Consider the following 7,929-nt stretch of genomic DNA (forward strand, 5'->3'; position numbering starts at 1 on the left):
GAATTTCGCATTGCAGGGAAATCGGCCAGCAACTCTTGTTGCGCGTTATCCAGGCGTACTTCACATCGACTCCTTGGCGAAGTACGCTGTAGCTTTTTTTAGGATATCTCGCTCCATCTTGACCCGCGCCAGTTCAGCACGTAGCCGGCTAATTTCCATTTGCTCGGCACTGACGGGCTTGGCAGAAGCCATTGCAAGTTTGCCTTGCTCATCCGCCTTGACCCAATTGTGTAAGGGTTGATCGGCTATCCCAAGTGTTTGAGCGACTGCGGCAATGCTTTGCCCACCTCGCACCAACCTGACCGCCCTCAATCTTGAATTCCTGCGTATAGCGTGCTCGTTTGTTTTGTGACATGCTTCTCTCCTTCACTGAATTTTAAACCCTCAGTAAGGGATACGTTTTTTGCGGGCAAGCTCAAAACGCTGGTAAGTCGATATTTAAAAAGGAAAAATTATCTGAGTGTGCGTCTGGGTATGACAGATCTCACAAACTTGCCGCCACTTAGACGTTTATTGGCAGGGGAGGTAGCTGCATTCGATGATGATAACTCTGTTTCTAGGGAATGGATTCGCTGGCGAGCGATCACCAACGAATCTTCTAACGCACCTAGTCGTCCCAGCGCAGCAGCCAATTCACTCGACAAGCTGGACGCTTTTTGACGGTACGTTTCCACGGTGGATTTATTCTCATGGTCGACCCTTTCGAATTCTGATTTCCAATGGCGGGACTCAGCACGCGCTTGGTCGATTTGGAGCAGGGCGTGTTTACGCAATCCATCCCGCTCGGCTTGCCCAGCGGCCTGCTCTTCGGCCCTACGAGCCAGTTCTGCCGACAAGCCTTCAATGCGTTCTTCTTTTGCAAGCAGCGCAGCTTGGATCTGAATCAACGACGCCTCCAACCTTTTGATGGTTTCGTCGCGTCCTGAGATAGTCTCGTTCGCGATCGAAAGACTGGATTTAAGCTGCGCAGCTAACTCTGAGGCTGCAAGTTTCTCTACACGCACCAAATCCATCAACTTGGTCACTTCTTCTTTCTCAAGCTTCATGGCCTCGCGCTCTGTCGACAACAAGTCGCTAGCGCTTTCCACAGCCAGGTGCCAAAGATCGCGGGTGAGGGCAGCGATAGGGGCTGGCAGCTGCGCAACCGCTTGTGCCCGTTTTAACTTGAGAAGGTCCGTGAACCAAAGTGAAATGTCGCGCTGAACGTCACCATCGCTTCCTTTCTTGCTGCCAGTAGTAGCGATAGTCCATTCCCGAACCAGGCCGATCGATGGCTTTTTGCCTTCTGCTGCTAGCGCATCGCAGGCAGCCCAACTTAAGCTTTGACGTTCAGACATATTCATCCCCTTGCCGAAAATTAGGACAAGAATACTTGTAGATGCAGAATTTGTAAATTAAGTTACGTAATCCAAATGTAATTCAAATTATTAAAAGTATGCTTTAGTCGAGATTACGCCAATAATCTCGACTGATACCACAAGGTGCGTCATACTGTCCATTCTGCCTCGATAATGCCGTGGAACATTCATGCATAATTTTGAAGAATTTGACTTGGAACCTATACCAGCATTGGATTCTGGAGATTCGGAAGCGATCGCTAACCGAAAAAAAATGTTTCACGACACAGGGAGTCAGGCTCTCATAAATGCTGAAACTGACTCCGAACTGGCACGTGCCTTCCTTTATCACGCCGAATTAGCCCCAACGACATTGAAGAGCACAAAAACTGAGCTAGGCCGATTTTTGCTCTGGTGCAGCACACGACAATTGACCTTGCAAGGTATGCGGGTTGAGGATTTGGTCACCTATAGAGAATGGTTGAGGAATCCACAGCCAACCGATCAATGGGTCTCGTTGACCAGATGGCCACGCCGAGATCCACGGTGGCGACCATTCTCGGGGCCGTTGTCTGACCCAAGTGTGCGCCAAGCATTTCGAGTGGTAAAGTCGCTCATGACCTTTGCAACTAATGCTGGATATCTGGACAGGAATGCGGGCAGCCTGGTAAAAAACATCAAGACCCGCAGCGATGCACGCGTTACACGATATTTAAGCGCATCAGCAGTAGGATGGGTCTACCGAGCGCTCGAACTTATGCCAGTCGAAACGCCCGGCGAGCGCCGCACAATGGCTCGGGAACGCTTTCTGTTTATCACTTTCCTGACAACAGGCGCCAGGCTCTCCGAATTAGTTTTCGCAACAATGGGCGCGGTCTATACAGAAGACGATGGACGTTGGTGGCTCGATGTCGTTGGTAAGGGGGACAAGCCCCGGCGGCTGCCTGTAGCTCCAGAGATGCTCGCTTCGTTCAGGGATTACCGACTCGCTTTTGGTTTGTCTACAGCCACAACTAGGGATGATACAACCCCATTGGTCCTCAATAGCCGTCGACGAAATTTGACTGGAATAACGGATGAGGCCGCATCCGGTGCTATCAAAGGCATGTTTTCTGCGGCGGCCGATTTGGCTGAGCACGATGGAGATAGAGATGCTGCGGTGGGATTGAAGAATGCATCGACACACTGGCTGCGGCACACGATGCTGACCCTGCATGCAAATAACGGGGTGGCTCTGAAGACCCTACAGAATACCGCCGGCCACGCCAGCTTATCGACGACCGCAACGTATTTGCACAGATCTGACATTGAGAGGCATGACGAACTGGTCGCTTCAATCGGCGAACAGGCTGCGGGCTAGCGCTAGACTGCCTTTTGGTATCCGACCGTATCACATTTACTTCATTTCATTCGGCGAGTTCCAGATTTACTTCCACTAATGGATCACTTTTACTTCGCCGGACGATTTTTTTGAAAAAGCGGCAGAAACATTGCCTGTTTTTCGTTTTTATCTTTATTTTACATAATATAAATTATGCGAAATAATAAGACGTGGATTAAAAGCACTCTTAAGGTTTCCCGCTCGCACTAATACTTAAATGTACCGACATTCGCTACAATATGCGATGACGTTTGACACAATAATTTCATGACAAATGTGAATATTCATGTTGCTGCATCGTTAGTTTGCGTTGGATTACGAAGTTGGATATGTTTGCACAACCTCAAAAAATGTAAAACATGGCAAATCGCAGGTAATTCGATGAACCGTTTGTTGCTGCCACCCACTATTTGTCTACTTGCGATGCTGGTTCAAGCATGGCGACGAGCTGGTCGATGAAAGCAGGCTATAGGGGATCGGCGAACGGAGTAAGAAATTTACTTGCCTTATGAACCTCATTGGAACGAGTCTCAACATGACAGCGAACGTGATGTTTTGCATGGGGTTTTCAATGAACTATTGAATATGTTGGGACTTATGCTGATACCCGGTATTGCCGGATATATGCCATTTGCAGCTTTGTGGCCTGAGCATTGGCCATTCGTTTTGCAGTTGCTATTGGCTATCACTGTTGCAGACTGTGGAATTACCCTGGCACATTACCTGATTCAGTCGCTGGAGAAATTGATGCCATTGGCTACGGGATTGTTATTCCAGATAAAATTCGATGATTGAAATTTTTGTGTAAATGTCGCCTACTAAGGCCCCCCCCTGTTGGCGGATTTTGTCCTTCACTAAGTTCAAACGCAGGAGGCTCTTAACCGTCGCGATGGCCGATCCTGTCCGGGCAGTCCATCACCAAAGTGTGCCTATTATAAGCAATTTGGTACACATCATCCATGCGATCCATAAGTGCCTTAAACTCGTCCTCCATTTCCGCCGTTGGTTTTGTTTGGCCAATTCTAGATGTTTGACGAACCCTATCTTCCAAAATTTTGAATCGACTAGCACTATCAGAGATAATTTCTGTACTCATATCAGACCGAAAATCAACGCCCTTCCCTTTTGGCTATTGACATAACCCGCACTGAGCTGCTTGATCTTGAGGGATCGGACATAGAGTTCTGCTCCATCAGTTTGACAGTATCGTGCAACTGGTGAACTCACCGCTGTAATCGGTGTGCAGGAATCACTGCGTGACATATTTTTTGGGGACTCGAAGTAAAATAATAAAGAATGGAGAGATTTAGTCGTCATGAGGACTCAATCGTATCGAGCGGAAATCCCTAAAATGCCGAATGGCCGTGCAGCCTCCATCCGTTTCGCCCAGCGGTTTTGCTTGCATACAAAGCGAGGTCGCCATTCTTATAAAGTTCTTCAAGGTCAGCGTCCGGGCCTTCAAAAACCGCCGCGCCAATGCTAGCGCTAATTTGCATCAAGTGCGGGCCGAAAGAAATCGGCTGCGCCATGCTAGCCAAAATATGGCTGCAAATCAGATCAAGCATGGTGTAGTCACTTGTTTTGGGAAGCAACACCGCGAATCAATATAGCAGCAGTCCGCACATAGTGTGTAGAGTCGACGCGACTTCGTTGATCGAATTGCGTAGCGCCGAACAGTGTTGCAATCAATGCAAATTATCTAGCAAAGTTGATGAAACTCCAGAACTGATGTCCGTTAAGTTATCAGGTAGAAACTCTCATCCATAGTTTTGATATTCGTTGGCTAATTCATTTTATGGTATAGTCCCCCTCCCTATATTTGGAGATCGTCATGGGACACACCATTCGCGATAAGCAAAAACTATTAAACCGGGTACGTCGCATCCGTGGACAAGTCCATGCCATAGAACGTGCTTTAACTGAAGAAAGTGACTGCATTCACGTGTTGCAACAAATTACAAGTTGCCGAGGTGCGATGACGGGCCTGCTGGCCGTTGTACTGGAAGATCATATTCGCACCCATCTTGTCGATGCTGATGCGCATAGCGGTGAACATGGTGATGCCAAAGAGCAATTGATTGATGTCGTCCATAGTTATTTTAAGTGAGTTAGTGATGAATGAACTATATGAAAAACCCTTCGCGGTCGATCACGACCACATTTTCCTGGGTGAAGGACATGCAAAGAATGAACGCAAAACCTGGGTGGTAATTGCACTTTGCAGTGCGATGATGATCGCCGAGATTATCGGCGGTAGTTTGTTTGGCTCCCTGGCGCTGGTAGCCGATGGCTTGCACATGTCCACACATGCTGGCGCAATGTTAATTGCAGCACTCGCTTACACCTACGCACGCAAGCACGCTAATGACCGGCGTTTTGTGTTTGGCACGGGCAAACTGGGTGATTTGGCAGGCTTCACCAGTGCCATCGTCCTGGCGATGATCGCCTTACTGATTGGTTATGAAGCCATTGCTCGTCTTATGGCACCAGAGCCCATCCACTTTGCTGAGGCGATTCCCATTGCTGTAGTCGGCCTACTCGTCAATATTGTCAGTGCGTGGCTGCTGAGTGGTGACGATCATCACGGGCACAGCCACGGTCATAGCCACGGACACAACACGCATGTGCAGCACGACCACGATGAAGAGGTCCGGCATATAGAAACACTTGATGGCCTATTTGCGTTATCTATTTATGAAGATGGCATTCCCCCCGTTTTTCGCATCCATTCTGAAAAGGATGGGGCATCCTTAACGCCGGAGGACTTTACCGTAACGACGATTCGACCTGACGGCACGCGTCAGGAATTCATCTTTTTGCGCGAAGCTGACTTCTTGCAGTCAACTACGGATATTCCTGAACCACATTCCTTTAAGGTAGAAGTCTCGTTGCACAACGCCATCCACATTGCAGAGTTTGCCGAACATGCGCACGGCCATGACGACCATGACGTAGATCACCGTGATCACAACATGCGGGCAGCATATGTCCACGTCATTGCAGATGCGGCTGTCTCTGTACTAACGATCATTGGCCTGTTGCTGGCAAAGTCATTTGGTTGGCTATGGATGGATCCATTAGCCGGTATTGTCGGGGCGTTTGTCATTACCAACTGGTCTTACGGCCTGATTCGTGATACGGGAAAGATATTGATGGATGTCAGTACCGACGACAAGATGGCGAATAAGGTTCGGGCAGTCGTGGATGCTGCTGGCGATAGATTGCTCGATTTGCATGTCTGGCGACTTGGTCCTGGCCATTTTGGTGCGGTGCTGTCCGTCGATGCATCTGAAATACAACGCGGGCCAGCGTATTACCACTCAGAACTACGACGCCTCAAAGGTCTGTCGCACATTACTGTCGAAGTGCACTCGCCAATTGTAGGTTAAAGATATGATTATTTAGTGAACTTGATCGATTGCCTAACCGACCGGGCCGCCAAGGTCCGGCTGCTGACCGACCAGCAGGCGCAGCACAATTTCTATCACTCCCAGGAGAAGATGGCCGATTAACGGCAAAGCGACCAACAGGGTTTCTAGGCGCGCATCGACAAGCTGGAGAACGACGCCTAGCAACTGCTCACCCAACCGTAGACGCACCAGCAGGTGGAGTCCGTGCTGCGCGCGGAGAAGCAAGAATCGCTGCACCAGGCCGAGCGCGCCAATAGCGAGGCGGACGAACACTACGCGAGAGCTCTACTCTTTGCGCGAGCGGCTCGCCGCCGACCGTGAGATGGTCAGCCGCGTTCTTATTTAGGGCGGCAGTCATTCTTTTGATAAAGTAATCTGGTGTAAGTCGCCCACACCTCATTTCGCAAGGTGTTTCTCGAACATAAATGCACTCGTACATTTGCGCGCCAAGTCTCTGACGGCGTGTGCATTCTAGAGAACGATATGGCCCTCGTGCAGGTACCGTAACCGGAGTAGATGCGTTAGATGCCGTGCATCGCATTCGTCGCCGCAGTGTTTGAGTCCGTCGTATTGTTTTGACCGCCGTTGTGTGGCCATTTGAAACACTTGGCCGACGAACGCAATATCATCATCACGGGCCAATACGCTTTTAGCGGCCCGCGATGCGTGCAGGTGGGTCAGAACGCGGTCGGCCCTACCGATCCGTACCAGGCGATGACCTTGCCGGTCTTGTTCGGATCCATGTAGAAGAAATGCGTCATGGCTGGACGTGCCGTCGGGATCGATTTGTCGTTAAACACCATTGTTACGAAACCGCGGAAAACCTTCAAATTGGTGCTATCCCAGTATTCGATCACGTCATGTTGCGCCGTCAAATTCTTGTCGATGAAGTCGCGCAATCCCTTGCGGATGCTATCGCGGCCAATCCAGCTGCTCACACCCAAGTGCGCCACCGCATCGTTAGCAAAACAGTCAAAGCCGGCACCCCAGGTCTTGTCACCGATCTCCTTCCAGAATTGCATCAGCCATTCCGGCGGGGCCGTCCTGGTGAATGCCACGGTGGTGCCGATGGGAGACTCACTGCCGATGGTATCGCCCTTGAGCGGACTGGCAAACGCGTCGAGGGTGGGAATCATTGCCGCGCTCGCGGCAATTTGTCTTAAGAATGTGCGTCGTTGCATGGTTGTCATTGTCTTTGGTCCAATTTTTAGGTTGCGTTAGGCGTAGGATGCGGGGTTGGTTTCAGGCAGTGCGTAGGCGCGAATGATGGCAGGACGCAACACTAGCTTGTTGAACCATCGGGCCAGGTCGGGAAATTGGTCCAGACGCTGCCCCTGTTTTTCATATGGCACAATCCATGGATGAACAGCCATGTCTGCGATGGAATAGCAATTGCCGCTAATAAAGTCACGCTCGGCCAGCAGGCGATCAAGGACACCATACAGACGCTGCGTCTCCTTCGTGTAGCGCTCGATTGCGTAAGCGTTGCGCTCGGTCTCATGCTGAATAAAGTGGTAACTTTTCCCGGCCATCGGATCTAGACCGCTCATCAATTCTGTCTTCATATGCGGCTTCATGGATCAGCCCACAACTTGACGACTGAACAGATCGATCACAACTGTCAGGTACAGCCAGCCTTCATCTGTGGCGATATACGTGATATCGCTGGTCCAGACGCGGTTGGGTTGATCGACAGCAAACTGTCGGTTGAGCAGGTTTGGTGCAATCGGCAAACTATGATTAGAGTCGGTCGTGGCTTTGTATTTGCGCTTGCCGCGGGCTTTAATGCTGTGCAGTTGCA

The 7,929-nt window shown here is 50.1% G+C and carries 9 protein-coding genes and 3 pseudogenes; 4 read left to right on the forward strand and 8 right to left on the reverse strand.

Annotation, left to right across the window (positions count from 1 at the left end):
• Together ACO0LH_RS28175 and ACO0LH_RS28180 are read right to left on the reverse strand one after the other, a co-directional pair.
• Nucleotides 1-355 (reverse strand): annotated as a pseudogene (locus tag ACO0LH_RS28175) (transposase); the annotation flags it as partial.
• 97 nt (nucleotides 356-452) lie between these two features.
• Nucleotides 453-1,337, reverse strand: a complete 885-nt coding sequence (locus tag ACO0LH_RS28180) for a DNA-binding protein (protein WP_422944479.1) — start codon at nucleotides 1,335-1,337, stop codon at nucleotides 453-455.
• Nucleotides 1,338-1,527: 190 nt separating this feature from the next.
• On the opposite strand from ACO0LH_RS28180, the gene ACO0LH_RS28185 reads away from it, so the two are divergent.
• Nucleotides 1,528-2,697: a tyrosine-type recombinase/integrase gene (locus tag ACO0LH_RS28185; RefSeq protein WP_422944480.1), complete on the forward strand. Its 1,170-nt coding sequence runs from the start codon at nucleotides 1,528-1,530 to the stop codon at nucleotides 2,695-2,697.
• A gap of 522 nt (nucleotides 2,698-3,219) precedes the next feature.
• Complete coding sequence (locus tag ACO0LH_RS28190; RefSeq protein WP_422944481.1) at nucleotides 3,220-3,513, forward strand: hypothetical protein; 294 nt, start codon at nucleotides 3,220-3,222, stop codon at nucleotides 3,511-3,513.
• An 82-nt stretch (nucleotides 3,514-3,595) separates the two neighbouring features.
• Here the strand turns inward: ACO0LH_RS28190 and ACO0LH_RS28195 are convergent, their stop codons facing one another.
• Nucleotides 3,596-3,814, reverse strand: a complete 219-nt coding sequence (locus tag ACO0LH_RS28195) for a hypothetical protein (RefSeq protein ID WP_422944482.1) — start codon at nucleotides 3,812-3,814, stop codon at nucleotides 3,596-3,598.
• Between the two features lie 250 nt (nucleotides 3,815-4,064).
• A complete protein-coding gene (locus ACO0LH_RS28200; RefSeq protein ID WP_422944483.1) occupies nucleotides 4,065-4,313 on the reverse strand; it encodes a diguanylate cyclase domain-containing protein in 249 nt (82 codons plus the stop codon).
• Between the two features lie 236 nt (nucleotides 4,314-4,549).
• On the opposite strand from ACO0LH_RS28200, the gene ACO0LH_RS28205 reads away from it, so the two are divergent.
• Together ACO0LH_RS28205 and dmeF are read left to right on the forward strand one after the other, a co-directional pair.
• Nucleotides 4,550-4,825 carry a metal/formaldehyde-sensitive transcriptional repressor gene (locus ACO0LH_RS28205; RefSeq protein WP_422944484.1) on the forward strand — a complete coding sequence of 92 codons (276 nt, stop codon included), beginning with the start codon at nucleotides 4,550-4,552 and terminating at the stop codon, nucleotides 4,823-4,825.
• Between the two features lie 7 nt (nucleotides 4,826-4,832).
• Nucleotides 4,833-6,107: a CDF family Co(II)/Ni(II) efflux transporter DmeF gene (gene dmeF / locus ACO0LH_RS28210; protein ID WP_422944485.1), complete on the forward strand. Its 1,275-nt coding sequence runs from the start codon at nucleotides 4,833-4,835 to the stop codon at nucleotides 6,105-6,107.
• Nucleotides 6,108-6,140: 33 nt separating this feature from the next.
• Here dmeF and ACO0LH_RS28215 read toward each other — a convergent pair whose 3' ends face one another.
• The 4 genes and pseudogenes from ACO0LH_RS28215 to ACO0LH_RS28230 form a co-directional block, all read right to left on the reverse strand.
• Nucleotides 6,141-6,401, reverse strand: a complete 261-nt coding sequence (locus ACO0LH_RS28215) for a hypothetical protein (protein ID WP_422944486.1) — start codon at nucleotides 6,399-6,401, stop codon at nucleotides 6,141-6,143.
• A 404-nt stretch (nucleotides 6,402-6,805) separates the two neighbouring features.
• Entirely contained in the window at nucleotides 6,806-7,318 is a 513-nt protein-coding gene (locus ACO0LH_RS28220; protein WP_422944487.1) for a hypothetical protein, read from the reverse strand.
• A gap of 27 nt (nucleotides 7,319-7,345) precedes the next feature.
• Nucleotides 7,346-7,678, reverse strand: a pseudogene (locus ACO0LH_RS28225) (glutathione binding-like protein); the annotation flags it as partial.
• A 33-nt stretch (nucleotides 7,679-7,711) separates the two neighbouring features.
• Nucleotides 7,712-7,929 (reverse strand): annotated as a pseudogene (locus ACO0LH_RS28230) (DDE-type integrase/transposase/recombinase); the annotation flags it as partial.

Source organism: Undibacterium sp. TJN19 (assembly GCF_049339485.1).
Classification (GTDB): Bacteria; Pseudomonadota; Gammaproteobacteria; order Burkholderiales; family Burkholderiaceae_D; genus Undibacterium.

What these genes read in the sequence shown, in the direction of transcription:
- ACO0LH_RS28220 (WP_422944487.1), bottom strand. Translation starts at nt 7,318, where the DNA reads ATGACAACCATGCAACGACGCACATTCTTAAGACAAATTGCCGCGAGC.
- ACO0LH_RS28185 (WP_422944480.1), top strand. Translation starts at nt 1,528, where the DNA reads ATGCATAATTTTGAAGAATTTGACTTGGAACCTATACCAGCATTGGAT.
- ACO0LH_RS28205 (WP_422944484.1), top strand. Translation starts at nt 4,550, where the DNA reads ATGGGACACACCATTCGCGATAAGCAAAAACTATTAAACCGGGTACGT.
- dmeF (WP_422944485.1), top strand. Translation starts at nt 4,833, where the DNA reads ATGAATGAACTATATGAAAAACCCTTCGCGGTCGATCACGACCACATT.
- ACO0LH_RS28195 (WP_422944482.1), bottom strand. Translation starts at nt 3,814, where the DNA reads ATGAGTACAGAAATTATCTCTGATAGTGCTAGTCGATTCAAAATTTTG.
- ACO0LH_RS28180 (WP_422944479.1), bottom strand. Translation starts at nt 1,337, where the DNA reads ATGTCTGAACGTCAAAGCTTAAGTTGGGCTGCCTGCGATGCGCTAGCA.